Annotated in this window: 24 protein-coding genes; 18 read left to right on the forward strand and 6 right to left on the reverse strand. The window is 66.9% G+C overall.

The window, feature by feature from the left end; translation table 11 throughout:
- The 7 genes from Q7514_RS07565 to tsaD form a co-directional block, all read left to right on the forward strand.
- Positions 1–1,119 (forward strand): NAD(P)H-hydrate dehydratase (locus Q7514_RS07565; protein ID WP_330132657.1); only part of this gene is annotated, 1,119 nt, incomplete at its 5' end.
- Positions 1,120–1,177: 58 nt separating this feature from the next.
- Positions 1,178–2,359, forward strand: a complete 1,182-nt coding sequence (gene alr, locus Q7514_RS07570) for an alanine racemase (protein ID WP_408016053.1) — start codon at positions 1,178–1,180, stop codon at positions 2,357–2,359.
- Positions 2,356–3,414, forward strand: coding sequence for an alpha/beta fold hydrolase (locus Q7514_RS07575; protein WP_330132658.1), 1,059 nt, complete (start codon positions 2,356–2,358; stop codon positions 3,412–3,414). Before alr ends, Q7514_RS07575 begins: the two co-directional genes overlap by 4 nt.
- The gene (gene tsaE / locus Q7514_RS07580) at positions 3,380–3,871 is read left to right on the forward strand and encodes a tRNA (adenosine(37)-N6)-threonylcarbamoyltransferase complex ATPase subunit type 1 TsaE (RefSeq protein ID WP_408016054.1); all 492 of its coding nucleotides are present in this window, start codon (positions 3,380–3,382) and stop codon (positions 3,869–3,871) included. The genes Q7514_RS07575 and tsaE overlap by 35 nt, the downstream gene beginning before the upstream one ends.
- Before the next feature lie 49 nt (positions 3,872–3,920).
- A complete protein-coding gene (gene tsaB, locus Q7514_RS07585; RefSeq protein ID WP_330132660.1) occupies positions 3,921–4,592 on the forward strand; it encodes a tRNA (adenosine(37)-N6)-threonylcarbamoyltransferase complex dimerization subunit type 1 TsaB in 672 nt (223 codons plus the stop codon).
- Positions 4,589–5,068, forward strand: coding sequence for a ribosomal protein S18-alanine N-acetyltransferase (gene rimI / locus Q7514_RS07590; protein WP_330132661.1), 480 nt, complete (start codon positions 4,589–4,591; stop codon positions 5,066–5,068). Before tsaB ends, rimI begins: the two co-directional genes overlap by 4 nt.
- Positions 5,069–5,082: 14 nt before the next feature.
- Entirely contained in the window at positions 5,083–6,111 is a 1,029-nt protein-coding gene (gene tsaD, locus Q7514_RS07595; RefSeq protein ID WP_330133072.1) for a tRNA (adenosine(37)-N6)-threonylcarbamoyltransferase complex transferase subunit TsaD, read from the forward strand.
- A gap of 25 nt (positions 6,112–6,136) precedes the next feature.
- On the opposite strand, the gene Q7514_RS07600 is transcribed toward tsaD, so the two are convergent.
- Positions 6,137–7,843 carry an Hsp70 family protein gene (locus Q7514_RS07600; protein WP_330132662.1) on the reverse strand — a complete coding sequence of 569 codons (1,707 nt, stop codon included), beginning with the start codon at positions 7,841–7,843 and terminating at the stop codon, positions 6,137–6,139.
- A 314-nt stretch (positions 7,844–8,157) separates the two neighbouring features.
- Here Q7514_RS07600 and groES point away from each other — a divergent pair, with 314 nt between their 5' ends.
- Entirely contained in the window at positions 8,158–8,460 is a 303-nt protein-coding gene (gene groES / locus Q7514_RS07605; RefSeq protein WP_006550071.1) for a co-chaperone GroES, read from the forward strand.
- A gap of 87 nt (positions 8,461–8,547) precedes the next feature.
- Positions 8,548–10,164 (forward strand): chaperonin GroEL, encoded by a 1,617-nt coding sequence (gene groL, locus Q7514_RS07610; protein WP_330132663.1) that lies wholly within the window; start codon positions 8,548–8,550, stop codon positions 10,162–10,164.
- 175 nt (positions 10,165–10,339) lie between these two features.
- On the opposite strand, the gene Q7514_RS07615 is transcribed toward groL, so the two are convergent.
- A complete protein-coding gene (locus tag Q7514_RS07615; RefSeq protein ID WP_054719026.1) occupies positions 10,340–10,633 on the reverse strand; it encodes a WhiB family transcriptional regulator in 294 nt (97 codons plus the stop codon).
- A 536-nt stretch (positions 10,634–11,169) separates the two neighbouring features.
- Here Q7514_RS07615 and Q7514_RS07620 point away from each other — a divergent pair.
- From Q7514_RS07620 to Q7514_RS07630, 3 genes are all read left to right on the forward strand, one after another.
- Positions 11,170–12,063, forward strand: coding sequence for a hypothetical protein (locus Q7514_RS07620; RefSeq protein WP_330132664.1), 894 nt, complete (start codon positions 11,170–11,172; stop codon positions 12,061–12,063).
- A gap of 123 nt (positions 12,064–12,186) precedes the next feature.
- Positions 12,187–12,765 carry a sigma-70 family RNA polymerase sigma factor gene (locus Q7514_RS07625; RefSeq protein ID WP_132471039.1) on the forward strand — a complete coding sequence of 193 codons (579 nt, stop codon included), beginning with the start codon at positions 12,187–12,189 and terminating at the stop codon, positions 12,763–12,765.
- Positions 12,758–13,786, forward strand: a complete 1,029-nt coding sequence (locus Q7514_RS07630) for an anti-sigma-D factor RsdA (protein ID WP_330132665.1) — start codon at positions 12,758–12,760, stop codon at positions 13,784–13,786. The genes Q7514_RS07625 and Q7514_RS07630 overlap by 8 nt, the downstream gene beginning before the upstream one ends.
- Before the next feature lie 84 nt (positions 13,787–13,870).
- Here the strand turns inward: Q7514_RS07630 and Q7514_RS07635 are convergent, their stop codons facing one another.
- Complete coding sequence (locus tag Q7514_RS07635; RefSeq protein ID WP_054713782.1) at positions 13,871–14,281, reverse strand: DUF5319 domain-containing protein; 411 nt, start codon at positions 14,279–14,281, stop codon at positions 13,871–13,873.
- 243 nt (positions 14,282–14,524) lie between these two features.
- Here Q7514_RS07635 and guaB point away from each other — a divergent pair, with 243 nt between their 5' ends.
- The 4 genes from guaB to guaA all read left to right on the forward strand — a co-directional run bounded on the left by guaB (position 14,525) and on the right by guaA (position 20,837).
- Positions 14,525–16,048 carry an IMP dehydrogenase gene (gene guaB / locus Q7514_RS07640; protein ID WP_330132666.1) on the forward strand — a complete coding sequence of 508 codons (1,524 nt, stop codon included), beginning with the start codon at positions 14,525–14,527 and terminating at the stop codon, positions 16,046–16,048.
- 71 nt (positions 16,049–16,119) lie between these two features.
- Entirely contained in the window at positions 16,120–17,259 is a 1,140-nt protein-coding gene (locus tag Q7514_RS07645; RefSeq protein ID WP_330132667.1) for a GuaB3 family IMP dehydrogenase-related protein, read from the forward strand.
- A gap of 199 nt (positions 17,260–17,458) precedes the next feature.
- Positions 17,459–19,186, forward strand: a complete 1,728-nt coding sequence (locus tag Q7514_RS07650) for a GMC family oxidoreductase (RefSeq protein ID WP_330132668.1) — start codon at positions 17,459–17,461, stop codon at positions 19,184–19,186.
- Positions 19,187–19,265: 79 nt separating this feature from the next.
- Complete coding sequence (gene guaA / locus Q7514_RS07655; RefSeq protein ID WP_330132669.1) at positions 19,266–20,837, forward strand: glutamine-hydrolyzing GMP synthase; 1,572 nt, start codon at positions 19,266–19,268, stop codon at positions 20,835–20,837.
- A 71-nt stretch (positions 20,838–20,908) separates the two neighbouring features.
- Here guaA and Q7514_RS07660 read toward each other — a convergent pair whose 3' ends face one another.
- Positions 20,909–21,130 (reverse strand): hypothetical protein, encoded by a 222-nt coding sequence (locus tag Q7514_RS07660; RefSeq protein WP_330133073.1) that lies wholly within the window; start codon positions 21,128–21,130, stop codon positions 20,909–20,911.
- A gap of 25 nt (positions 21,131–21,155) precedes the next feature.
- On the reverse strand, positions 21,156–22,586 hold the full coding sequence (locus Q7514_RS07665) for a PspC domain-containing protein (protein ID WP_330132670.1): 1,431 nt from the start codon (positions 22,584–22,586) through the stop codon (positions 21,156–21,158).
- Positions 22,587–22,683: 97 nt separating this feature from the next.
- Between Q7514_RS07665 and Q7514_RS07670 the strand changes: the two genes are divergently transcribed.
- Positions 22,684–24,021 (forward strand): ATP-binding protein, encoded by a 1,338-nt coding sequence (locus Q7514_RS07670; RefSeq protein WP_408016055.1) that lies wholly within the window; start codon positions 22,684–22,686, stop codon positions 24,019–24,021.
- Complete coding sequence (locus tag Q7514_RS07675) at positions 24,018–24,704, forward strand: response regulator transcription factor (protein WP_330132672.1); 687 nt, start codon at positions 24,018–24,020, stop codon at positions 24,702–24,704. The genes Q7514_RS07670 and Q7514_RS07675 overlap by 4 nt, the downstream gene beginning before the upstream one ends.
- 25 nt (positions 24,705–24,729) lie before the next feature.
- Here Q7514_RS07675 and Q7514_RS07680 read toward each other — a convergent pair whose 3' ends face one another.
- Positions 24,730–25,191 (reverse strand): hypothetical protein, encoded by a 462-nt coding sequence (locus Q7514_RS07680; RefSeq protein ID WP_330133074.1) that lies wholly within the window; start codon positions 25,189–25,191, stop codon positions 24,730–24,732.
- Positions 25,192–25,253 lie beyond the last annotated feature (62 nt).

The raw sequence follows: 25,253 nt of genomic DNA on the forward strand, positions 1-25,253 counted from the left end.
CTCGGTGATCCCGACCTCGTGCTGGACGGCATCGTCGGAATCTCCGGCCGCGGTTCGCTGCGCCCGGCAGCAGCTGCTCTCGTCGAGGCGAACACCGCGCCGATCGTCGCGATCGACACGCCGAGCGGTGTCGACCCGGATACCGGCGTGGTCGACGGTCCGGCGGTGACCGCCGCTCTCACGGTGACGTTCGGCGCCCGGAAACCCGTGCATGTCCTCGCGCCGGCCCGATGCGGTCGCGTCGAACTGGTCGACATCGGTCTCGATCTCCCGCCCGCTGACCTGGTGGCGGTGGAGCCCGCCGAGTTGGGCGCGATCTGGCCGGTGCCCGGGCCCGACGACGACAAGTACAGCCAGGGCGTGGTCGGCATCGTGGCAGGCAGCGCGCAATATCCGGGAGCAGGGGTGCTGTGCACGGGAGCCGCGGTGGCCGCGACCTCCGGGATGGTGCGCTACGTCGGTAGTGCGGCAGCGGAGGTGCTCGCGCGCTTTCCGGAGGTCGTCGCGGCTCCGACATTCGACGCTGCGGCCCGGGCGCAGGCGTGGGTGGTCGGGCCGGGCGGCGGCACCGACGCGCAGGCGGAGAAGACCCTGCGCGACGTTCTGGCGACCGATCTGCCGGTACTCGTCGACGCCGACGGCCTGACGATCCTCGCGCGCAATCCGTCACTCGTGCGGGGCCGGTCCGCACCGACACTGCTGACCCCGCACGCCGGGGAGTTCGCGCGGCTCACCGGCAGCGACCCGCATCCGGACCGGGTCGTGGCGGCGCGGCGGCTCGCCGCCCAATGGCAGGTGCATGTGCTGCTCAAGGGCCGCGCGACACTCATAGCCCGACCCGACGGACACACGTTCGTCAACGACGCAGGTGGGTCGTGGGCGTCGACCGCGGGCGCCGGGGACCTCCTGGCGGGGATCGTGGGAGCGTTGATGTCGTCGGGCATGCCTGTCGACCTGGCTGCCGCTGCGGGTGCCCGTGCGCACGCACTTGCCGCAAATCTCGCAGCGCGGGGTGAGAGCGGTGAGAGCGCAGGAACCGCACCGGTATCGGCGAGCAGCATCGCCGAGTATCTCCGCGCCGCTGTGCGGATACTTCGGACCCACGCGTCCGAATCGTAATCGGACACACCCGGGCTCCCTGAAGACGCCGATCACCTCGGTGGCAGGATCAATACATGTGACCGCCCTGCAACGCACACCGTCCACCGGCCGCCGATCGCTTCCCCAAGCGGAGGCGATCATCGATCTGGACGCGGTCGTACACAACGTCAGGCGCCTTCGGGACTACGCCGGGGACGCAGCGGTCATGGCGGTGGTCAAGGCCGACGCCTACAACCACGGTGCCGTCCCCGTCGCCCGCGCCGCGCTCGCGGCCGGCGCGCGTGAACTGGGCGTCACCACGCTCGCAGAGGGGCTCGAGCTGCGCGCTGCCGGCATCGATGCGCCGGTGCTGTCGTGGCTGCACACGGTCGATGCCGACTACGCGCCCGCGATCGCAGCCGGAATCGAACTCGGTGTGTCGTCGCCGCGGCACCTCGCGGCCATCGTCGCGGCCGCAGAGAGCATCGGTGAAACCGCCGTCATCACCGCCAAGGTCGACACCGGACTCAACCGAAACGGTGTGGCACGCGACGAATGGCCCGAATTCGTGCGGGACGTCGCCCGCGGGCAGGCGGCCGGAGCGGTGCGACTGCGTGGATTGTTCTCACACCTCGCCCACGGCGACGAACTCGGTCACCCCGAGATCGATTCACAGCGCGACAGGCTCCACCAGGCAGCCGATGACCTTCGGCGCGCGTCACTGCCTCCGGAAGTCGTTCATCTGGCGAATTCTGCAGCCACCGTCACCCGCCCTGACCTGCGATTCGACATGGTTCGGCCCGGAATTGCGATATATGGGCTGACACCGATCCCCGAGCAAGGCGATTTCGGGTTCCGGCCGGCGATGACACTGCGAACAAGGGTGGCGCTCGTGAAGAAGGTCTCGGCAGGTTCGGGGGTGTCCTACGGGCACCGCTGGATCGCCCCTGCCGACACGACCGTGGCGCTTCTGCCGATGGGGTACGCCGACGGGATCCGGCGCAATCTCAGTGGCCGGATCGACGTTCTGCTGGGCGGACGCCGACGTCCCCAACTGGGTCGGGTGTGCATGGACCAGGTCGTCGTCGACCTCGGTCCGGACGGCGGGGGAGTACAGGAGGGCGACGAAGCGTTGTTCTTCGGTGACGGACGTCTCGGAGAACCGGGTGCCCAGGACTGGGCCGAGCTCCTGGACACGATCAACTACGAGATCGTGACCGGGATCGGTGGCCGAACCGTCCGCACCTATGTAGGTGGCGAAGGAGGCGAGTTGCGATGACGCTGATGGGTCGAATGGGTCTGCTGGGCGCGAGCCTGGTGACGCTTGCATCATCCGCGGGGCTGTACGCCGTGCGGAGCGCCGGGATGCCTGCACACGAGCTGTATCGGGACGAGGACTTCGACGCCGTTCTCCGTCTGCCGAAGAGGATCGTCATGACAGATGACGGCGTCCCACTCGTCGTGCGTGAATCCGGATCGTCACGCGCTCCGCTGACCGTCGTTTTCGTGCACGGTTACTGCCTGCGCATGCAGTCGTGGCATCTGCAGTATCGGCACGTGCTCGAGCGGTGGGGTGAGGACGTCCGGATGGTGTTCTACGACCAGCGCGGCCACGGCGAATCCGGTATGCCCGACCCCAAGTCGTGCACCATCGCTCAACTCGGACGCGACCTCGGCCGGGTCATCGACGAGACGACCCCCGGCGGGCCGGTCGTGGTGATCGGCCATTCGATGGGCGGCATGACGACGATCGCGCTCGCGTCGCAGCGCCCCGATCTGTTCGAGTCCCGGATCGTGGGTGCCGGGCTGCTTGCGACCACCGCGGCGGGTCTCAGCCGGACGGGGCTCGGCCGGAACCTCGAGAACCCCGTCATCGACGCCTTCCGATATGCCGCGCGTACCGCGCCCGGATTCGTGCAGGCGGCACGCGGTATGGCCCGTGCGGTCGTCACGCCGATACTGCGCGCGGCGTCGTACGGGACAGTGGTCAGTCCGCGCCTCGTCGCGTTGTCCGATCGGATGCTCGACGAGACCTCGGTAGTGACGATCGTGAACTTCCTGCGCACCCTCGAACTGCACGACGAATCCGCTGCGCTGTCCGTGCTGGGTTCGGTGCCGTCGCTCGTGCTCTGTGGCGACGCCGACATGGTGATCCCGTTCGCGAGCTCCGAGAAACTCGCCGAGGCGCTCCCCGGGTCCGAACTCAAGCGGGTCCGTGGCGGCGGACATCTCGTGCAGTTCGAGTTCCCGGAGGTCGTCAACCGTGGGATCGACCGGCTGATCCAGCGAGGCTTCGCACATGACATCTCGACGAGGCGAGCCGCAATTGTCTGACTTCGCACGCCACATCGAATTGCCGACCGTCGAGGACACCGAGGCGTTCGGGCGCCGACTCGCCCGAGACCTCCGCGCCGGCGACCTCGTAGTACTCGATGGTCCACTCGGGGCAGGTAAGACCGCGTTGACGAGGGGGCTCGCAGCCGGCCTCGGAGTGCAGGGCCGTGTGACGTCGCCGACGTTCGTCATCGCTCGGGAACACCGGCCGGGGCCGCGTGAAGGTGCGCCACCGGTGGGTCTGGTCCATGTCGATGCGTACCGACTGGGCGACGGCCCGGACGCCCTCGACGAACTCGATGCACTGGACCTCGACACCGATCTCGGTGCGGCCGTCGTCGTGGTCGAGTGGGGCGGAGGGCTCGTCGAGAAGCTCACCGACCGGCACCTGCGGGTGCGATTGCGTCGTGATCCCGAGTCAGATGTGCGTCGGGCGGAATGGGCCTGGGTCGACTGACCGGCGCTGAGGCCCTGGCAGGACTGCGGACCGGGTATCCTGGTGAATCGTGCTTGTGCTCGCCGTCGATACCTCAACACCCGTCGTGACCTCGGGGCTCGTCCGACTCGGCAGTGAGGGAGACGCATCCCACATCTCCACGGTTGCCGTGCGTCTGACCGACAATCCCCGGGCCCACGCAGAGATCCTCACCCCGCAGATCCTCGAGTGCTTCGATGAGTGCGGATGCGTACCGGCAGACCTCGACGCGATCGTCGTGGGTGTCGGACCGGGGCCGTTCACCGGGCTGCGCGTCGGCATGGTCACCGCCGCGGCATTCGGCGACGCCCTCGGGGTTCCGGTCCACGGTGTCTGCAGCCTGGATGCGATCGCGCAGGACGTGCACGGTGGAACACCCGACGGCGGCGATCTGCTCGTGGTCACGGACGCCCGACGTCGTGAGGTGTACTTCGCTCGGTATGACGGATCCCGGCGTCGTGTCGAGGGGCCCGATGTCCGCAAGCCTGCGGACGTGCCGTCGGCGCCCTCGCAACGGGTCGCGGGGTCGGCCCAGCATGCCGCCCTGTTCGAACTTCCCGCGGAGCCCGTGCACTCGCCGTCACCCGCAGGTCTGGTCGCCGCGGTTTCGGAAGATCTGCGCGCGGGAACTACTCCGGAGCCGCTGGTGCCGTTGTACCTGCGACGCCCCGACGCCGTCGCGACAGCGGACCGTCGCGCATGAGCGTGCTCATCGACGCACTCCGCGGCGACGACGTGGACAGATGCGCAGAACTCGAAACCGTGCTGTTTCCCGGAGACGACCCCTGGAGCGCCGAGGCGTTCCGTTCGGAACTCGCCGCTCCCCACAACCACTACGTTGCTGCGCGGGACGAGTCGGGGACTCTTCTCGGCTACGCCGGACTCGCACGGCTCGGCACCGGAATCGAACCGGAGTCCGAAGTACACACGATCGGCGTCGACCCCGGCGCGCGACGCAACGGGATCGGTAAGGCCCTTCTGACCGAACTGCTGCGTGTCGCGGATCGGTGGGGTGGTCCGGTGTTTCTCGAGGTCCGCACCGACAACGACGCGGCGATCGCGTTGTATCGGCGTGAGGGTTTCGAGGTCGTGGGGACGAGGAAGCGTTATTACCAGCCCAGTGGGGCCGATGCATACACCATGCGCCGTCCCGATCGGCGAGAGGAGCCACGACAGTGACCGGACCGATTGTGATGGGGATCGAGAGCTCGTGCGACGAAACGGGCGTCGGCATCGTCCGCTTCGTCGGTGACGGCACCCTCGAGCTTCTCGCCGACGAGGTGGCTTCCAGCGTCGACGAGCACGCCCGGTTCGGTGGCGTGGTGCCGGAGATCGCATCCCGCGCACACCTGGAGGCGATGGTGCCCACGATGCAGCGGGCGCTCGCCTCGGCCGGTATCGCCGAGCCCGACGCGGTATGCGTCACGATCGGTCCGGGATTGGCAGGTGCGCTCCTCGTCGGAGTTGCCGCAGCCAAGGCCTATGCAGCGGCGTGGAACGTCCCCTTCTATGCGATCAACCACCTCGCCGGTCACGTCGCCGTGGACACACTCGAACACGGGCCGATGCCGCCGTGTGTCGCGCTGCTGGTCTCGGGCGGGCACACCCATCTGTTGCACGTCGAGGACCTCAGCAAACCGATCGTCGAACTCGGCACCACCGTCGACGATGCGGCGGGGGAAGCATTCGACAAGGTCGCGCGACTGCTCGGACTCGGTTATCCCGGGGGTCCGGAAGTCGATCGACTCGCAAGAGAAGGAGACCGGACCGCCGTGGTGTTCCCGCGCGGCATGACCGGTCCGCGAGATGCCCGCAACGACTTCTCGTTCTCCGGGCTCAAGACGGCCGTGGCGCGGTTCGTCGAGGCGAAGGAACGGGCCGGTGAGGTCGTGCCGGTCGCTGATGTCGCTGCCGGCTTCCAGGAGGCCGTGGCCGACGTGCTCACGATGAAGGCGGTGCGGGCGGCTCGTGACGTCGGTGTCGACACACTGGTGCTCGGCGGGGGTGCGACAGCGAACACGCGGTTGCGTGAGCTCGCCGAGGAGCGCTGCGCGGAGGCCGGCCTGACCCTGCGCGTGCCCCGGCCGCGGTTGTGCACCGACAACGGCGTGATGATCGCAGCTCTGGGTGCGCATCTCATCGCGGGTGGGGCGACCCCGTCTGCCCTGTCCGTGGGGACGGATCCGGGACTGTCGGTATCGGTGGCGCAGGTGTCGGCCTGATTCTCGGCCGACAGAGCGACGATTCCTAGCGGATCGTCTCGGAGCCCGTCGATTCCGACGTATCCGAGGTTGTCGGATCCTCGCTGGTGCTGCTCTCGGTGGCCGATCGTTCCTCGATCGTCGGCGGGGTCGGCGAGTTCAGTCCGGGCGACGCGGTCAGCGCTGGGGTGGACGGCTCGGCTGTGATCCCCGGTTCCGGCTCGGTCGTGCCTGTGGGGTCGGTCGGAGTCGTGGGTTCCGTGGGTTCAGTGGTGGGGTCGGTCGGAGTCGTGGGCTCGGTCGGAGTTGTGGGTTCCGTGGGGTCGGTCGGAGTCGTGGGGTCTGTGGGGTCGGTCGGTTCCGTGGGATCGGTCGGACTCGTGGGATCCGTCGTGACCGTGGGGTCGGTCGGGTCTGTGGGGGTCGGCTGCGGCGACGTCGTCGTGTGCCATCTGTCGGTGGTTTCGTCGGGTGCCGCTTCGAGCGTCTGCACCTGATCGATCGGGGTCGGTGTGGCCGTGGGGTTGTCGTTCGACACCGGGATATCCGTCCGAGGAACGGTCGACGGTGGTGGAGTCGGAAGTGGTGCTCCGTCGAGGTCGCCGTCGGTGGTCTGCGTCGGTGACAGCGACGGGTCGGGATCGGACGACGGAATGTCGGTCTCCCTCGGGTAGGTCTGCTGAGAGGGTTCTTCCGTCACGACGACACCGTTGGTTCCAGCAGGAGAGACCGGTGTGCTGGCGGACCGGTCCGTGAACTTGTCGGTCGCGAGTCCTGCGACGACCGCGGCGAGCACGAGTGCTGCGGCCACAGCGCCGGACATGCGGGCTCCGGCCGATGTGGAGGATGCGGTCGCGGAGCCGACGACATCGTAACCGCCGAAGTGCGCGGAGCCGGACAGGTGCGCGGCGCCCTGGGCGGCCGCGGACGCCGGTTCCGGCACGGTGATGACGTGGCCGTCGAAGCTGTCGGTGACAGCGGCGGCCAGCGCCGGAACGGCCGCAGTACCGCCGACGAGGGCAAGCGTGTGCGGCCGCGGCAACGACTGGGTCGTGACCTGGCGGGTGAATACGGCGGCGGTGTCGGAGAGTTCGGCGGCGAGCGCGGCAAGATCGGCACGCGTCAGGATGACCGACGCATCGGGCCCGGCTTCGGCGATGTCGATACGGGTGCGCTCGGAGGTGGTGAGCACTTCCTGGGCACCCTGGCAGCGTGCTTTCAGCAGTGCGGGATCGACCTGCATACGCGTTCGCATGCGGTTGGTGGCGCGGTGGACGTGGTCGTAGATCACGGTGCCGACCGCATTGCCACTGACGTCCTCGGTGCGCGCAGATCGCAGTACCGTGCCGGATTCCTGATCGAGGACCGAGACGGTGGTGCCGGACGCGCCCATGTCGGCGATGGCGATCGAGCCGGCCTCGCTGCGCACTCCGACGGTGCGGAGGTACGCGAGAAGGGCTGTGGTCTCGGGAACGAGTCGCACGAGCTTTCCGCGGCGCTCCGCAGCGGTACGGATGGCGTCTGCCTGCTCTTCGGTGCGGTAGGCGACAGTGACGGCGTCGGGGATCGGTTGATCCACGACCTGTGTGGTCATCAAGGAGATTGCATCGAAGACCAGATCGCCGACATCACGGTGGTGGCCGGAATCGACCGCCAGCCTGCGGTACTCGGACGTGAGCCCGGTGGCAGTGTCGACGAGCAGGGTTGCGCCGACGCCGGAGGCGCCGACGGAGATCCCTAGCGACGTTGGCATTGTTCACCTCTCGTGCGTGACTGGCGACCGTCGCGGCCAGGTTCGCTCGCCGTCGGGGTCACCGAATGGTCACGCTCTCGGTTTCCGTTATTGAACCGTAACATGCGGGTGCTCCTGTTCGCTTTCCGCGTGTCAGCACCCGCAGCCCTTGAGCGCTGGCACTCGCGTGTATAGAGTGCTAGTGACACCGAGCGTCGGCCCGGCACCCGCGACGACGGGACTACGCGAGGAGTCACTCTGGTGACTGAACAAAACCGAGTTCGAGGACGACGAGAGCCTCGGACCCAAGTACCCCTGAAAGTGGAGGGCTCATCGTGGCGAGCGTGAACATCAAGCCGCTCGAGGACAAGATCCTCGTCCAGGCCAACGAGGCCGAGACGACGACTGCCTCCGGCCTGGTCATTCCTGATACGGCGAAGGAAAAGCCCCAGGAGGGCACCGTCGTCGCCGTCGGCCCCGGCCGCTGGGACGAGGATGGCGACAAGCGCATCCCGCTGGATGTCAAGGAAGGCGACGTCGTCATCTACAGCAAGTACGGCGGAACCGAGATCAAGTACGCCGGCGAGGAGTACCTGATCCTCTCGGCCCGCGACGTTCTGGCTGTCGTCGCAAAGTAGGCCGCAACAGTTCCGCCCCGGAGTTCCGTAACGGACCCGGGGCGGAATCCGTTGGGGATCATCCGAACCCAGGAGTAGTCGGAGAACATGTCCAAGCAAATCGAGTTCAACGAAACCGCGCGCCGCGCTCTCGAGCGTGGTGTCGACCAGCTCGCCGACGCCGTCAAGGTAACCCTCGGCCCCCGTGGGCGGCATGTGGTGCTCGCCAAGGCGTTCGGCGGCCCCACGGTGACCAACGACGGCGTGAGCATCGCCCGCGAGATCGAGCTGGAGGATCCGTTCGAGAACCTCGGCGCTCAGCTCGTCAAGAGCGTCGCCACCAAGACCAACGACGTCGCAGGCGACGGCACGACCACTGCGACGGTCCTCGCGCAGGCGCTCGTCAAGGCCGGCCTGAAGAACGTTGCCGCAGGTGCCAACCCCATCTCGCTCGGCGTGGGTATCTCGAAGGGGGCCGAAAAGGTCGCCGAGGCGCTTCTCGCTGCCGCGACCCCCGTCGAGGGAAAGAAGGCGATCGCTCAGGTTGCCACGGTGTCCTCGCGTGACGCGGAGATCGGCGAGATGGTGGGCGAAGCGCTCACCGTCGTCGGTGAGAACGGTGTGGTCACGGTCGAGGAATCCTCGACCCTGAGCACCGAACTCGTCGTCACCGAGGGCGTCCAGTTCGACAAGGGCTACCTGTCGCCGTACTTCATCACCGACGTCGACGCCCAGGAAGCAGTCCTCGAGGACGCCCTCGTGCTGCTGTACCGCGAGAAGATCAGCTCGCTGCCCGACTTCCTGCCGTTGCTCGAGAAGATCGCCGAATCGGGTAAGCCGGTCCTGCTCATCGCAGAGGACATCGAGGGAGAGCCGCTCTCGACCCTGGTGATCAACTCGATCCGCAAGACTCTCAAGGCTGTCGCGGTGAAGGCCCCGTTCTTCGGTGACCGTCGCAAGGCTTTCCTCGACGACCTCGCGGTCGTGACCGCCGGTACCGTGATCAACTCCGACATCGGTCTGTCTTTGAAGGAAGCCGGACTCGATCTGCTCGGCTCGGCCCGCCGCATCGTGGTGACGAAGGACAACACCACGATTGTCGACGGTGCAGGCTCGGCCGAGGATATCGAGAATCGCGCAGCTCAGCTGCGTCGCGAGATCGAGAACACCGATTCCGATTGGGACCGGGAGAAACTCGAGGAGCGGCTGGCCAAGCTCGCGGGTGGAATCGCCGTCATCCAGGTCGGCGCTGCCACCGAGACCGATCTGAAGGAACGCAAGTTCCGCGTCGAGGATGCTGTCAGCGCTGCGAAGGCGGCCGTCGAGGAGGGCATCGTGCCCGGCGGTGGTTCTGCACTCGTGCAGGCGTCGCTCGCGCTTGCCGAGCTCGAGGGCTCGTTGTCCGGCGACGAGGCCACCGGTGTCGCGGTGCTGCGCACCGCCCTCACCGCGCCGCTGTACTGGATCGCCTCGAACGCCGGGCTCGACGGCGCTGTCGTGGTGGACAAGGTTTCGGAGGCGCCCGCGGGCCACGGCTTCAACGCGGCCACGCTCACCTACGGCGACCTGATCGCGGAGGGTGTCGTCGACCCGGTGAAGGTGACCCGTTCCGCCGTCGTCAACGCTGCTTCCGTGGCACGGATGATCCTGACCACGGAGAGTGCGGTCGTGGAGAAGCCCGAGCCGGTCGAGGACGACGGTCACGGGCACGGACACGCCCACTAGGTAGCTCGGGCTCCTCGGGTAGGCCCTGAGGGTCGGGTAGATCCCGAGGGCCACGATGCGCGAAGCCCCGCACGGATTTCTCCGTGCGGGGCTTCGCCGTGTCTCGGTGCCGCCCATCCAGGTACCGGCTGTCAGCCCCGGTGCGGGCGCGGGGGAGCGTCGGCCCGGTCGGCGGTCATACCGCAACCTTGCGGCGATGGTGTCGCGTGTACAACTCACGTTCGCTCTCCGACATCCCGCCCCAGATTCCGTACGGCTCCGCGACACGGAGGGCGTGCTCGCGGCACTGGATGAGGACGGGGCAGCTCTGGCACAGCTCCTTGGCACGGTTCTCACGCTGGCTGCGGGCGCGTCCACGCTCGCCGTCCGGGTGGAAGAAAACGGAGGAGTCCGCGCCCCGGCACTTACCATGCATCTGCCAGTCCCAGAGGTCAGCGTTCGGACCGGGCAGGGTGTGAGGTGCGGGCATGTGCACTCCTTCGCAGCGTGCTCACCTGAACAGGCGAGCGGACCATCGTTCGGAAAGATGTCCCTCCGAGCCGGATCCGAATAATGTCCGGCCTCCTTACCGTAAAAGTGTTATCGATTATTCGTCAATGCCTTCGATCAGTGGCGAAGTCCATAACGAAAGCGGCAAGAATTAACGTCGGAAATATTTACATTGGTCGTCGACCATGATGGCCGTGTGGGCTCACCGACGAGTCCGCATGGTTGTGACTGCGCCGAAGTTTTGGACGTGCAGGGCATCTGAACTGGTCTTATGTACGACATGCGGAGCTCGATAGGCTGTGATACCCGGCGATAACGGACGCGTGACTCCTCGAATTACCTCACGCAAACGTACATGCAATATGTATGTAATTCACGTTTTGTTCAACTGGATGTCGATTTCGGGACCGGAAAAGGCACCCGTATCCATTGTTTGGGAATTGTTGCGCTCTCGGTGCGAAATGCTGGAATCCGAGGAATGGGAGACTTTGCAGCGCCGGTGCAATGATTCTCCGTATGTCGATCCTCAGCAACTCGGAATCCGAAATCGGCGCGGCCCCTCCGCGCGGCGCCGCATTGTCGTTGCGTGCAGCCGCCTTCGGCGGGAGCCCCGCGCACATACCTTCAGGGACAACGTCTGTGCTCCAGGAGCACTGGTTGCGTGCGGTCGCACTCGGTGGTCAGGGTCGATACAGTGCCGCCCGCGCAGAACTGGCACTGGTGACTCGGTCGGGCTCACGCGGGGTGTGGGCGTCGCTCGCCGAGAGCACTCGGGCATCATTGCTGCGGCAACTCGGATGGCACCGCGCTGCCGCAGTGCACGACGGTCGCGCGCTGGCCGCAGTTGCAGGAATGGACGCCGGTGCCCGCGGCTCGGACCGGGTCGCCGAGGCGCGCTGCGACGCACTGACCGGCCTGGCGGCCGATGCGCTCGGTCGCGGGCGGCTCGCGCAGGCACGCCGGCTGCTCGAGTGCTGCTCCGAGACCCTCGCCGGGTCTCGGCCGGGCTGTCATGGGCTGCAGGGGAAAGACGGGTTGTTGCGTCAGCGGATCCGGTTGTCGTGGGTCACGGCGGAAACGGCACTGGCGTCCGGCGACTTCGAGACCGCGCGCGTGTTCGCGGCCCGTGGTGCCGCAGACTCCGACACGTTCGGGTCGGTGCGCCACCAAGTGAAGTCCGATCTTCTCCGGGCCGCTGCGCTCACCGACGCTGCCGACCTGACTCCGGCCCTCGAGCTTGCGGTCGACGTGTGTGATCGGGCTGCTGTCCACGGGTTGATTCCGCTGCGGTGGGCGGCATCGATGTTGCTCGTCGGGCTGGGTGCGGGTGCCGATGCCGAGCGTGTGCGCAACGAATGCGCCACGGCCGTGGAGCGTGGTGGTGGCCACTTCACAACGATCCGGCCCTAGTTCGGTGCCCGCACCCGATGGTTGGTCATGCGGTGTCGTTACTCTGGAGGAGTTCCACTGCCAGGTGGAAGCACGCCCGGTTGGGGGACCGTGCCACTTGTAACGCCAGGACTTGCGCATTCGATGACTGTTATGGGTGAGGAGTTGGGCTCCGCCGTTGCTGCGGCTGCGCAGGGCGATCGGGCTGCTCTCGCTCGAGTACTTGCAAGTATTCGGCCTCTCGTCGTCCGGTATTGCCGGGCGCGGGTCGGATCTGCCGAGCGCGGACAGCTTTCGGCAGACGATGTAGCGCAGGAGGTGTGCCTGGCGGTGATGACGGCGTTGCCCCGTTACCAGGACCAGGGGCGTCCTTTCATGGCGTTCGTGTACGGCATTGCCGCACACAAAGTCGCCGATGCGCACCGCAACTCTGCACGTAACCGTGCGGATCCGGTAGCCGATGTACCCGAGGTGATGTCGCTCGACGACAGTCCCGAGGAACACGCGTTGAACTCGGAAGCGAGCCGGCAGATGAAGGATCTGCTCGGCACGCTGCCCGAGAAGCAACGGGAGATTCTCATCATGCGACTGGTCATGGGGATGTCGGCGGAAGAGACGGCGTCTGCTCTCGGAAGTACTGCAGGTGCTATCCGTGTGGCCCAGCACCGGGCCATCGCGAAACTCAAGAAGGAAGTGACGAGAGCAGGTGAGAGGAATGGGTAGGAGGCGCGGCGCGGGGCACGGCAGATCCGACGATTTTCCCGACGACGGCACCCCCGTGGACATCGCGGCAGTGCGGCGCGATGACGCCCTCATCGATGCGATCTCGGGCGACGGTCCAGTGGAGACCCAGTCGACCGAGGAGTACGAACTCGCCACCATGCTCGCGGGATGGCGAGCGGAGATCCTGGCGGATCCGCTACCGGCCGGCCCCGATCTCGACGAGGTCGTCGCGGCGGTCAACCGCGAACTCGGCGCCCGTGAGGCGCTGGCTGCGCAACCGCCTACGCGTTCCAAGGGCCAGCTTCGGCTCATTCGCCCGCTCGCCGGGGCTGCTGCGCTCATCGCAGCTGCTATCGGTGGTGCTGCCACCGTCTCGTACAGCGCCGAACCGGGCGACGCACTCTGGGGCGTCAAGGAGGTTGTGTTCAGCGAACAGGCAGAGTCGACGATGGCGCGGATCGACACCAGCTCGACCCTTCAGAGGGCAGAGGAACTGATCGCCGAAGGCGAGACCGAAGCCGCGACCGAACTGCTCCGCTCGGCGGAAGTCCGCTCGTCGGACATCAAGGATGCGGGCCAACGCAACGAACTCGGCGATTGGCTGCAGCGGCTCACCGAAGAGATGAACCGTGTCATCCCGGCACTGCCGCTTCCGCCTCCTATTCCGGGTACGCCGCTTCCTCCCGGACCGGGAGCTGAGGTAGTCCCGTCGGTCCCGCCGAGCACCCCGGGTGCACCGCAGCCGACGGCGCCCGTCGACACCACGACGAATCCGGAGCCGAGCGTCGATCCGACGATCCTGAACGCACCTACGTCGCCGGTGGAAACAACCTCCCCGTCCGTGCCGCCGAGCACCGGGACACCCAGCCCGGATAGTTCGACCGGCACGACGCAGCCCGCCCCGACAACCACGGTGTCCGCACCGGACCCGAGTACGTCGTCCGGCACACAGGGATCGAGCACCGCGCAGCCCTCGTCGGCCGACCTGGACCTCGACCAGGCGACCTCCGGCGGCGCCTGACGTCAGACCACGGAAAAGCCCGGCAGCGTGAGCTGCCGGGCTTTTCGTCGCTGTGTCGCCCTGCTCCTCAGGAATCGGGGGTCGTCAGGAATCGAGTCCGTAGGGGTCGACCGGCAGAGCTTCGTTCATCGACGCGTCGGCGTACCCGCGACAGTAATCCCAGGTGACGTACGCGTCGGGGGACGGGTCGAAGGCCGGCTCGTGGGGGCGGACCGTGCCGTCGACCAGCAGTTGGAGCAGGTTCGCGCGGAGCATGTCCCAGTCGTGGTAATGCTCCTGGTGGCAATCCTCACAGCACACGACGAGGCCGCGGACTCCGCGTGGAGCCAGCAATGCCTCGTACACTGCGAGGTCGGCAAGATCCTCTTCGACCGCGAGTCGTTCGGCAGGGTCCAGCGGCTGACCCGGCTCGATCGCGTCCAATGCGGCGGACGGATCGTCGGGATCTCCTGCAAACGGATCCGGTGGCAGACCGGGGGGCAACTGATCACGCACGCCACCACGGTACGCAGATCGAGGGGGTCCGCGCCAGCCGTCGAGCATGGACACGCCGGTGGACCGACCATAATGGGGAGATCTCAAGCACGCCGACACGGGTTGCGGCAAGTCGCGCGGTTGCCAACAGATACCATGGTCGTCGACGGCTTCGCCATAAGTGGCGCTGCCGTGTCACACAATCCCACTGCCGGACGGTCCGTCCGTCCGCACCCATCGATCACCACGGAGGGTCCGAACCGCATGAGTAGTACCGGAGGGCACGTGCACACCGGCGGTGACGACCCGAACAAGGTCGCAATGCTCGGTCTGACCTTCGACGATGTGCTGCTGCTGCCCGCGGCGTCGGACATCGTTCCCAGCAAGGTCGACACCTCGAGCCAGCTCACCCGCGAGATCCGGCTCCGGATCCCGCTGGTCAGTTCCGCTATGGACACGGTTACCGAATCGCGCATGGCCATCGCAATGGCGCGCGCCGGCGGCATGGGCGTCCTGCACCGCAATATGCCTGCGGAAGCGCAGGCCGCGCAGGTCGAGACCGTCAAGCGCTCGGAGGCGGGCATGGTCACCGACCCGGTGACCTGCAAGCCCACCGACACTCTCGCCGATGTCGACGCGAAGTGCGCGCGATTCCGGATCTCGGGTCTCCCGGTAACCGACGACGCAGGCCAACTCGTCGGCATCATCACGAACCGCGACATGCGGTTCGAGGTGGATCAGAGCCGCCCGGTCGCCGAGGTGATGACCAGGGCTCCGCTCGTCACCGCGAGTGAAGGCGTGACCGCGGAGGCCGCACTCGGACTCCTGCGCCGCCACAAGATCGAGAAGCTGCCGATCGTCGACGGACAGGGCACGCTCACCGGTCTGATCACCGTGAAGGACTTCGTCAAGACCGAGCAGCACCCCAACGCCACGAAGGACCGCGACGGACGGCTCCTCGTCGGTGCTGCAGTCGGTGTCGGCGACGAGGCATGGTCGCGCGCGATGACCCTTGCCGATGCCGGCGTCGACGTGCTCGTCGTCGACAGCGCGCACGGACACTCCGCCGGAGTGCTGTCCATGATCTCGAAGCTCAAGGGTGAGGTCGGCGACCGCGTCCAGATCATCGGCGGCAACGTCGCCACCCGCGAGGGCGCCACCGCACTCATCGAAGCCGGCGTCGACGCGGTCAAGGTCGGAGTCGGACCCGGGTCGATCTGTACGACCCGTGTGGTCGCCGGTGTCGGTGCTCCGCAGATCACGGCGATCCTCGAAGCCACCGCGGCTGCCAACGCCCTCGGTGTCCCCGTGATCGCCGACGGTGGCCTGCAGTTCTCGGGAGACGTTGCGAAGGCGCTCGCTGCCGGCGCATCCACCGCGATGCTGGGCTCGCTCCTTGCCGGTACCGCCGAATCGCCGGGCGAGCTGATTCTCGTCAACGGCAAACAGTTCAAGAGCTACCGCGGGATGGGTTCGCTCGGCGCCATGCAGAGCCGCGGCGAGGCCAAGTCGTACTCCAAGGACCGCTACTTCCAGGACGACGTCCTGTCGGAGGACAAGCTCGTCCCGGAAGGCATCGAAGGCCGGGTTCCGTTCCGCGGACCCCTGCAGCAGGTCACCCATCAGCTCATCGGTGGTCTGCGCGCCGCGATGGGATACGCCGGGGCCTCGACCATCGAAGAACTGCAGCGCGCCCAGTTCGTACAGATCACCGCTGCGGGTCTCAAGGAGAGCCACCCGCACGACATCACGATCACTGCCGAGGCACCGAACTACGCTGCCCGCTAGGTTCGGTGCGTTCGCAGTAGGTCTCGTCTCGGTAGACGGGACAACCGCACTCTCACGAGAAAGGGGCGCGCGTGCGCGACCTCGTTGAAATCGGCATGGGCCGGACGGCCCGCCGCACGTACGAGCTGGACGATGTGGACATCGTGCCGTCGCGTCGTACTCGCTCGTCGAAGGAGGTGTCGACGGCCTGGCAGCTCGATGCCTATCGGTTCGACATTCCCGTGCTGGCGCATCCGACCGACGCGCTCGTGTCGCCGGCGTTCGCTGTGGAACTCGGCAAGGCCGGTGGCCTCGGTGTGATCAACGGTGAGGGTCTGTGGGGACGGCACGCCGATGTCGACGCCGTGATCGCACGTCTCGTCGACATCGCCGAGAGTGATCCGGATCCGAGCGCTGCCATTGCGTACCTCCAGGAACTACACGCAGCGCCGCTGCAGGCCGATCTGTTGGCCGCGGCCGTCGCGCAGGTGCGCGACTCGGGGGTCACCACTGCCGTGCGCGTGAGCCCGCAGAACGCCCGCACGTTGACACCCGAACTGGTCAAGGCCGGTATCGACCTTCTGGTCGTGCACGGCACGATCATCTCCGCGGAGCATGTGGCGCACGGCGAGAGCGAACCGCTCAACCTGAAGACGTTCATCTCGGAACTCGATGTACCGGTGGTGGCGGGTGGCGTGAGTGATCACCGCACGGCTCTGCACCTGATGCGCACGGGTGCGGCGGGCGTCATCGTCGGTTTCGGGTCGACGCACGGAGCCACCACCACGAGCGCATCGCTCGGGATCGGTGTCCCCATGGCCACCGCGATCGCGGATGCCGCTGCGGCTCGTCGCGATTATCTGGACGAGACCGGAGGCCGGTACGTCCACGTCATCGCCGACGGTGACGTGGAGACCTCCGGCGACCTCGCCAAGGCGATCGCATGCGGTGCCGATGCTGCAGTGCTGGGTGCACCGCTCGCCATCGCCGCGGAGGCGCCGGGTCGTGGATGGTACTGGCCGTCTGCAGCTGCGCATCCGTCCCTTCCTCGTGGCGCCGCACTCCAGGTCGCGTTCGACGAGCGGCCGAGCCTCGAGCGCGTGCTGATCGGGCCGTCCGACGACCCGTACGGTTCGCTGAATTTCGTCGGTGGTCTGCGACGGGCGATGGCGAAGTCGGGATACTCGGATCTCAAGGAGTTCCAGAAGGTCGGGTTGTCGGTGCGCGCCTGACCGAATCCGCCGTGACGTTGTGGCCGGATGTGACAATGTGTGCGTTGTAGTGCACCGATGTCGCATCCGGCCACTTTTGCCTCGGGTGACCTGCAGTTTCTGCAACCATCCGTAACAGTTAGGATGCCCTTGTGTGCGTAGTCACATGCGGGGCATGCATACTGGCCGGTAACAACGCAGGTTCGGCGGAGGTACTCCAATGGGTAGACAGCGGGTCACGGACTACGACGTTCTGATCGTCGGGTCGGGTTTCGGTGGCAGTGTCACCGCATTGCGACTGGTGGAAAAGGGATACAAGGTCGGCGTTCTCGAGGCCGGTCGCCGGTTCGCCGACGCCGACTTCGCGAAGACCAGCTGGGATCTGAAGCGTTTCCTCTGGGCGCCGAGACTCGGATGCTTCGGCATTCAGCGGGTCCATCTGCTTCGCGACTGTCTGATCCTCGCCGGAGCGGGCGTCGGCGGCGGATCGCTCAACTATGCCAACACGCTGTACAAGCCGACCGCCGCGTTCTTCCAGGACCAGCAGTGGGCGGACATCACCGACTGGCACGACGAGCTGAGTCCGTTCTACGACCAGGCGCGACGCATGCTCGGTGTCGTGCAGTACCACCGCATGACCGCGGCGGACAAGGTGATCAAGGAAGTGGCCGACGACATGGGCGTGGGCGACACGTTCATCCAGACACCGGTGGGTGTCTACTTCGGTGAACCGGGGAGGACCGTCCCGGACCCGTACTTCGGCGGCGCCGGTCCGGACCGTGCCGGCTGCATCGAATGCGGCGAATGCATGACGGGGTGCCGCCACGGAGCGAAGAACACCCTGATCAAGAACTACCTCGGGCTCGCCGAGAGTGCGGGCGCGGACATCCTCCCCATGACCACGGTGACCGATCTGCACGAAGGCGCTGACGGCACGTGGACGGTGCGTACCGAACGCACCGGGGCGCTGGTGCGCAAGGGCAAGCGCAACTTCACAGCGTCACACGTCGTGTTGGCCGCCGGAACCTGGGGTACACAGCACCTGCTGCACCACCTCAAGGACACCGGGGCCTTGCCGAAACTGTCCGACCGTCTCGGGGAACTCACCCGCACGAACTCCGAGTCCATCGTCGGCGCGGGCAAGCTGAAGGTCGATCCCGAGATGGACCTGACCGACGGCGTCGCGATCACCTCGTCATTCCACCCCACTTCGGACACCCACATCGAGCCCGTCCGGTACGGCAAGGGTTCCAACGCCATGGGCCTGCTTCAGACACTGATGACCGACGGCGACGGCCCGGTCCCGCGCTGGGTGAAGTTCCTCGGCCAGGTAGCGAAGAATCCCGCCAAGATGCTGCGGATGCTCTCGGTGAAGGACTGGAGCGAGCGGACCATCATCGCACTGGTGATGCAGAACCTCGACAACTCCATCACCACCTACACCAAGAAGGGCGCGTTCGGGCGACGCAAGGTGACCAGCAAACAAGGCCACGGGGAGCCGAACCCGACGTGGATCCCGGCCGGGAACGAGGCGACTCGCCGGATCGCAGAGAAGATCGACGGTATCGCCGGCGGCACCTGGGGTGAGATCGTCAACATCCCTCTCACCGCGCACTTCCTCGGCGGCGCAGTCATCGGAACCGACCGGGAGCACGGTGTCATCGACCCGTACCACCGGGTGTACGGCTACCCGACCCTGAGCGTCGTCGACGGGTCCGCCATCTCCGCGAACCTCGGAGTCAACCCCTCACTGACCATCGCGGCACAGGCGGAACGTGCGGCGTCGCTGTGGCCGAACAAGGGTGAGCAGGATCTGCGTCCCGCGCAGGGCGAGTCGTACGGCCGGCTACAGCCGATCGCGCCGAAGAACCCCGTCGTCCCGGAAGGTGCGCCCGGCGCGCTGTCCCTGCCGATCGCCCCGATCACCGGCGGATCGGGAGCGGCCTGAGCGCCACAACAGATGTGAACTACGTGGGACCTGAGCGGCCGCGTCCGGATCCCCGGGCGCGGCCGCTTAGACTGTTCGGGTGTCGCAAACCCAGCAGTCCCGACCCGTACTCGTCGTCGACTTCGGAGCCCAGTACGCACAGCTGATCGCACGACGCGTGCGCGAGGCCAATGTGTATTCGGAGGTTGTCCCGCACACCACGAGCATCGATGAGATCGCGGCCGAGGAACCCCTTGCGGTGATCCTGTCCGGCGGCCCCTCGAGCGTGTACGAGGACGGCGCCCCGAAACTCGACCCGAAGCTGTTCGACCTGGATATCCCGGTGTTCGGCATCTGCTACGGCTTCCAGGCCATGGCGAATGCTCTCGGAGGCACGGTCGCGCACACCGGAGCCCGTGAGTACGGCCGTACGGACCTGTCGGTGTCCGGTGGTGTGCTACACGACGGTCTGCCCGCGACGCAGCCGGTGTGGATGAGCCACGGTGACGGCGTGACCGTCGCACCCGAAGGATTCGAGGTGACCGCCACCAGCGCAGGCGCACCCGTCGCCGCGTTCGAGAACCGCGCGCGTCGCCTCGCCGGCGTCCAGTACCACCCCGAGGTGCTTCATTCGCCGCACGGCCAGCAGGTCCTGAGCCGATTCCTGCACGAGATCGCGGGCATCCCCGGCGAGTGGACCGCCGCCAACATCGCGGACGCACTCATCGAGCAGGTGCGCGAGCAGGTCGGTGACGGCCGCGCGATCTGCGGGCTCTCCGGTGGTGTCGATTCCGCGGTTGCGGCCGCGCTCGTACAGCGCGCCATCGGCGACCGGTTGACCTGTGTATTCGTTGACCACGGACTGATGCGTGAGGGCGAGCGGCAGCAGGTCGAGCGCGACTTCGTTGCAGCGACCGGTGCCCGACTCGTCACCGTCGACGCATCCGAGACGTTCCTGAGCGAACTGTCCGGTGTCACCGACCCCGAGGCCAAGCGCAAGATCATCGGCCGCGAGTTCATCCGCAGCTTCGAAGGCGCGGTGTCCGAGGTACTCGGCGAGGGCGCATCGAAGGGCGAGAAGGTCGAGTTCCTCGTGCAGGGCACCCTGTACCCCGACGTCGTCGAATCCGGCGGCGGGTCCGGAACCGCGAACATCAAGAGCCACCACAACGTCGGCGGGCTCCCGGAGGATCTGCAGTTCGACCTCGTCGAGCCGCTGCGCCTGCTGTTCAAGGACGAGGTGCGCGCGGTCGGTCGTCAGCTGGGCCTGCCCGAGGAGATCGTGGGCCGTCAGCCGTTCCCCGGGCCCGGCCTCGGTATCCGCATCATCGGTGAGGTCACCCGCGAGCGTCTCGAAATCCTGCGGCACGCCGATTCGATCGCCCGCGAGGAACTGACCTCCGCGGGTCTGGACGGTCAGATCTGGCAGTGCCCGGTGGTGCTGCTCGCCGACGTGCGCAGCGTCGGTGTCCAGGGCGACGGACGCACCTACGGTCACCCGATCGTGCTGCGTCCGGTGTCCAGCGAGGACGCGATGACCGCAGACTGGACGCGCCTGCCCTACGAGACCCTCGAGCGGATCTCCACGCGCATCACCAACGAGGTGGCCGACGTCAACCGCGTGGTGCTCGACGTGACGAGCAAGCCGCCGGGAACCATCGAGTGGGAGTGACGGCACCGTCGGTGTCGTGAGAAATGTCTGTGCCCCGGACCGTCAGGGTCCGGGGCACAGACATTTCTTCTCTAGTGCTGGTTCTTCCGGCGCCCCGGTATCAGCACGAGGATTGCGCCGATGACGATCGCTGCCCCGACGAGAACCCATCCGGTGTCGAATGTGCCGAGGAAATCGAGAGAGAAGGGTCCGATGAGGGCCCACCCACTGACCACGAGCGCTGCGATGGCAGAGAGCAGAAGCAGGATCGAGGGGCCGCGTCGTGGCTTGCCGGTCGTGCCGGCGTCGTCGATCCTGGCGTCGAATGTGGTGTCGAAATCAGCCACGATGCACCTCCGTGTTTCCCATAACTGTGTCGATGTCGATGGACAGGACCGGTCCTCCGGGGCCGTCGGCCCCACCGTCGAATCCCTGCATGGTGCACGGAGACGCGGCCGTCGAGTTGCACGTGATGTCGACGTCGAGGTTCGGCGGCAGGAAGATCTGCGAGTCGCCGAGCCGGGTATCGATCGAGATCTCGTGGTCCTGCGTCAGTTCGAGGTTCTTCAGATCGAGCTGTAGGTCCCCGAGTTGCACGGAGTATTCCGAGCCCAACTCGGCGGCAGTGCGGGGTGCGAATCGTTGTTCGCCCGATGACTGGATGTCGAGCGGTCCGACCAGCGATCCCAGAATGACGAACCCCATCAGCGGGCCGGTCACCACGAGGAGGCCGTATCCGCGGTGCAGGAACGCACCGAGCAGCAGACCCAGACCGATCACAGCGAGGGCGATCGCCCCGATCCGTGCGGGGGTCAGCCACTGGATGTCGGTGGAGACGGCGACCGTCCCGGCAGCTGCGGCGGCCAGCACTGCGAACCCGAGAATCATCGTGGTCAGACGCGACCGCGGTTTCTTCTCGACGGGAACGGGCGAGTGTGTCGGTGCCGGTTCGGGGAGGTCCCACGCAAACGGCGCGACACCGAGGGGATCCCAGGTGGGCGGCGTGGCACTGCCGGTATCGAGCTGCCGGTCCTGGACCTGTGCGGTGTCGTTCGACTCGGGCGCGTCCTTCGACAACGAGACGGTGCTGTCGTTTTCCGAGGTGTCGTTGTCCGGGTCGTTGCTGCCCGGGCCGTCGGTCGCACTACCGGTGGCGTCACGCTGTACGGCCGTGGATTCGGACACGAACGGTGACTGGGACGGCTGGGTGAACGTCGGGTCGGTGAACGGTGTCTGGGTGAACGGTGTCTGGGTGAACGGTGGCTGGAACGGTTGACCGAACGGCTGCGGCGGGAACATGTTGCGGTGGAACGAGAACCCGTTGGCCGGCGGCGGGAGGGTAGGAGGTTCGGGCCGGCGTTGATACAGCAACCACCAGCCGCCGAGCATCAGCACCATGCTGATGAAGCCGGAACCGCCGGAGCCGACACCGACCGGGCCGACCGCGCTTGCGGCGATCGCGAGTGCGACGAGAAGGACGACCACCTTGCTGCTCGAATCGGAGCTGTGTCCGCGGCCGACGAGCGATTCGATCGCCGACACCTGATCGCCGTGTCGGGTGAAGAGCACCCACGCCGCCAGGTACAGCACGATGCCCGCGCCACCGAAGAGCGCTGACACGACGAACGCTATCCGCACCAGCACCGGGTCGATGCCGTACCGCACACCGATACCCGCGCACACACCGGCGACGTGTCCCTGCTCGGGCAACCGCACAGGGCGGGTGCGCCACATGTCTGTGAGTTGTTCTGGGAAGGTTCGCGTGGTCATGGCATCCATCCTGGCGGCCGAGATCGTTCCGCACATCAGGGACGAACCCTGATTTCGTGGCGGTGGTCGGAGGCCCCGACCTCAGGGTCGTTCCCCGATGCCTCGGGACGGCACATCGTGTCAGTATCGATGTGTGGACCTTGTATCCGGATTGCCCGTGCCTGTCGAGCGCCTCCAACGGAGAGTCGGAGGGCGAGTCGTCGGTGGGGTCGCAGGTGGTCTCGCCGACCATCTCGATATCGACGTCACCAAGGTACGCGTCGCGTTCACGGTGCTCGCCGCTCTCGGTGGGCTGGGGATCGTTGCCTACGGGCTGTTGTGGATGTTCGTTCCGCCCGGAGCCGATACCGATCGGCCGTCCGGAACCGAACGCCGCCGCGCCGTAGGACTCGCGGTCATGGGTATCGCACTCGCCATCGGATTGTCCTGGCTGTTCAGCGGGGGTGCGGCCTCGGCGATTGCGCCGGTCGCCGTCGTGTCGGTGGGCGCTGCGCTCATCTGGCGGGAGTTCGACGCCGAAGGTCCCCGTTCGGTGTTCGGCCTGCCTGCGAAACCGACCGTGCTCACGTGGGCGCGAGTCCTCGGCGGCCTCACCCTCGTGGTCACCGGTCTCGGTGTCGTCGTCCTCGCGCAGGTCGACGTCGAGGCACTGCGGTCGTCGTTGCTCGCCGTCATCGTGACGTTGGTCGGAGCTGCGCTTCTGTCCGTACCGTTGTGGATCCGTATGTGGCGGGCGCTGGAGAGCGAGCGCGCGGCACGGGTCCGCACCGAGGAGCGCGACGAGATCGCCTCGCACCTGCACGATTCGGTGTTGCAGACGTTGGCGCTGATCCAGAAGCAGGCGGATAGCCCGCAGGAGGTCGTGCGGCTCGCACGCAGCCAGGAACGCGAGCTGCGGCGCTGGCTCTTCGGCGGCGACGAGACTCCGCGCACGTCCCTGGCGGAGGCACTGCGCACCATCGCGGGGGAAGTGGAGGATCAGCGCGGTGTGTCCGTGGCTCCTGTGATCGTCGGCGACGTGGCACCCGACGACGAGGACATATCGGCGGAAGCGTTCACGGCGGTGCTCGGCGCCACCCGGGAAGCCCTTGTCAATGCTGCGAAGCACGCGCAGGTCGACAACATCGATCTGTTCGCGGAGGTCGAACCTCACGAGATCAGCGTGTTCGTCCGGGATCGCGGTGTCGGTTTCGACCCGGACACCGTGCCGGAAGACCGGCAGGGACTGGCACGCTCGATCACTGCACGGATCGAACGACGCGGTGGACGGACCGTGGTCAAGACCTCTCGCGGGAAAGGTACCGAGATCCGCATCCACATGCCGCGATCCGGTGGAGGACACGCCGAGGAGGCGACCCCAGGGGGCACAGGTACGGAGGAGACGACCCTAGAGTGGGAGGTGACACAGCCCCACCACGAGGAGCAGCCCCAGTGAGTTCGACCCCGGCGACACCGTCCGAGATCTCCGAATCGACCCGGCGTTTCCGGGTTTTTCTCGTCGACGACCACGCGGTGTTCAGGTCCGGCGTCCGGGCGGAATTGGGGCGCGAACAGGACATGGAGATCGTCGGTGAAGCCGGCGGCGTGGCAGAGGCCATCGCGGGGATCGACTCCACGAAACCCGACGTGGTGTTGCTCGACGTGCACATGCCCGACGGGGGCGGTGTTGCGGTCCTGGGTCGTATCGACTCGGGTTCGGTGTGCCTGGCGCTGAGCGTGTCCGATGCCGCAGAGGACGTCATCGCGGTGATCAGGGCGGGTGCTCGTGGTTACGTCACCAAGACGATCTCCGGGCCGGATCTCGCCGACGCCGTACGGAGGGTCGCCGGGGGAGACGCGGTGTTCAGCCCGCGGTTGGCCGGGTTCGTGCTGGATTCGTTCACCGGTAGGTCCACCGCGCCGGAACCGCCGCTGGATCCTGAACTCGATTCGCTGACCCCGCGCGAACTCGAGGTGCTGCGACTGCTTGCCCGCGGATACACGTATCGCGAGATCGCCGAGGAACTCGTGATCTCGGTGAAGACCGTCGAGACGCACGCGTCGAATGTGCTGCGTAAGACCCAGCAGTCCAACCGGAATGCGCTCACCCGGTGGGCGCATCGGCGGCGTATCGACTGATGCGGGTCGGGGCCGGTCGTCTCCGTCAGTGCGTGACGAGTCGTTCGGTGCTCTTCGCCTCGATCGCCTGTGTCACGTTGTCGATGCCGGATCGGACGGTGGCGCCGTATCCGTCGTCGGCGAGGGCGTCGACGTAGATGCGTGCCGCGGTGAGGTGCTCGGTAGCGGCATCGAAATCGCCCAGTCGACGGTGGTCGTCGGCGAGGTTGAGATGCAACGACGGATAGAACCCTCGGATCTGCAGCGAGACATGCTCTTGCTGCACTCGGGTGTCGTCGAGAGAATCGGCGGCCTCGAGTGCCCGGGCGTCCCATACGAGGGAAGTCGCGGCATCGTCGTAGAGGTCGGCGAGGAAGTGCGCGAGAGTGCAGCGGTGCAGGGCGTCGCCGTCGGGTCCGATCTCGTCCCACAGGCTTTCGAGACTCTGACGTGCGGCGTCGGAATCGCCGGAACGGCCTACGGTGACGGCGTCGATGATGGCGGCCATGGTCGGATCGGGTGTGGTCGGATCGGGTGTGGTCACGGGTCTCCTCGGTGCTGTGTCGCTGG

Origin of the sequence: Rhodococcus artemisiae, from assembly GCF_036327795.1 — a bacterium.
Classification (GTDB): Bacteria; Actinomycetota; Actinomycetes; order Mycobacteriales; family Mycobacteriaceae; genus Rhodococcus; species Rhodococcus artemisiae.

Bases quoted from the DNA above. Each gene is read 5' to 3' on its own strand.
- tsaD (WP_330133072.1), top strand. From the start codon at position 5,083: ATGGGGATCGAGAGCTCGTGCGACGAAACGGGCGTCGGCATCGTCCGC.
- Q7514_RS07680 (WP_330133074.1), bottom strand. From the start codon at position 25,191: ATGGCCGCCATCATCGACGCCGTCACCGTAGGCCGTTCCGGCGATTCC.
- Q7514_RS07650 (WP_330132668.1), top strand. From the start codon at position 17,459: ATGGGTAGACAGCGGGTCACGGACTACGACGTTCTGATCGTCGGGTCG.
- Q7514_RS07615 (WP_054719026.1), bottom strand. From the start codon at position 10,633: ATGCCCGCACCTCACACCCTGCCCGGTCCGAACGCTGACCTCTGGGAC.
- groL (WP_330132663.1), top strand. From the start codon at position 8,548: ATGTCCAAGCAAATCGAGTTCAACGAAACCGCGCGCCGCGCTCTCGAG.
- Q7514_RS07625 (WP_132471039.1), top strand. From the start codon at position 12,187: ATGACTGTTATGGGTGAGGAGTTGGGCTCCGCCGTTGCTGCGGCTGCG.
- Q7514_RS07665 (WP_330132670.1), bottom strand. From the start codon at position 22,586: ATGACCACGCGAACCTTCCCAGAACAACTCACAGACATGTGGCGCACC.
- Q7514_RS07575 (WP_330132658.1), top strand. From the start codon at position 2,356: ATGACGCTGATGGGTCGAATGGGTCTGCTGGGCGCGAGCCTGGTGACG.
- Q7514_RS07600 (WP_330132662.1), bottom strand. From the start codon at position 7,843: ATGCCAACGTCGCTAGGGATCTCCGTCGGCGCCTCCGGCGTCGGCGCA.
- guaB (WP_330132666.1), top strand. From the start codon at position 14,525: ATGAGTAGTACCGGAGGGCACGTGCACACCGGCGGTGACGACCCGAAC.
- rimI (WP_330132661.1), top strand. From the start codon at position 4,589: ATGAGCGTGCTCATCGACGCACTCCGCGGCGACGACGTGGACAGATGC.
- Q7514_RS07620 (WP_330132664.1), top strand. From the start codon at position 11,170: ATGTCGATCCTCAGCAACTCGGAATCCGAAATCGGCGCGGCCCCTCCG.
- Q7514_RS07630 (WP_330132665.1), top strand. From the start codon at position 12,758: ATGGGTAGGAGGCGCGGCGCGGGGCACGGCAGATCCGACGATTTTCCC.
- Q7514_RS07670 (WP_408016055.1), top strand. From the start codon at position 22,684: ATGCCTCGGGACGGCACATCGTGTCAGTATCGATGTGTGGACCTTGTA.
- tsaE (WP_408016054.1), top strand. From the start codon at position 3,380: ATGACATCTCGACGAGGCGAGCCGCAATTGTCTGACTTCGCACGCCAC.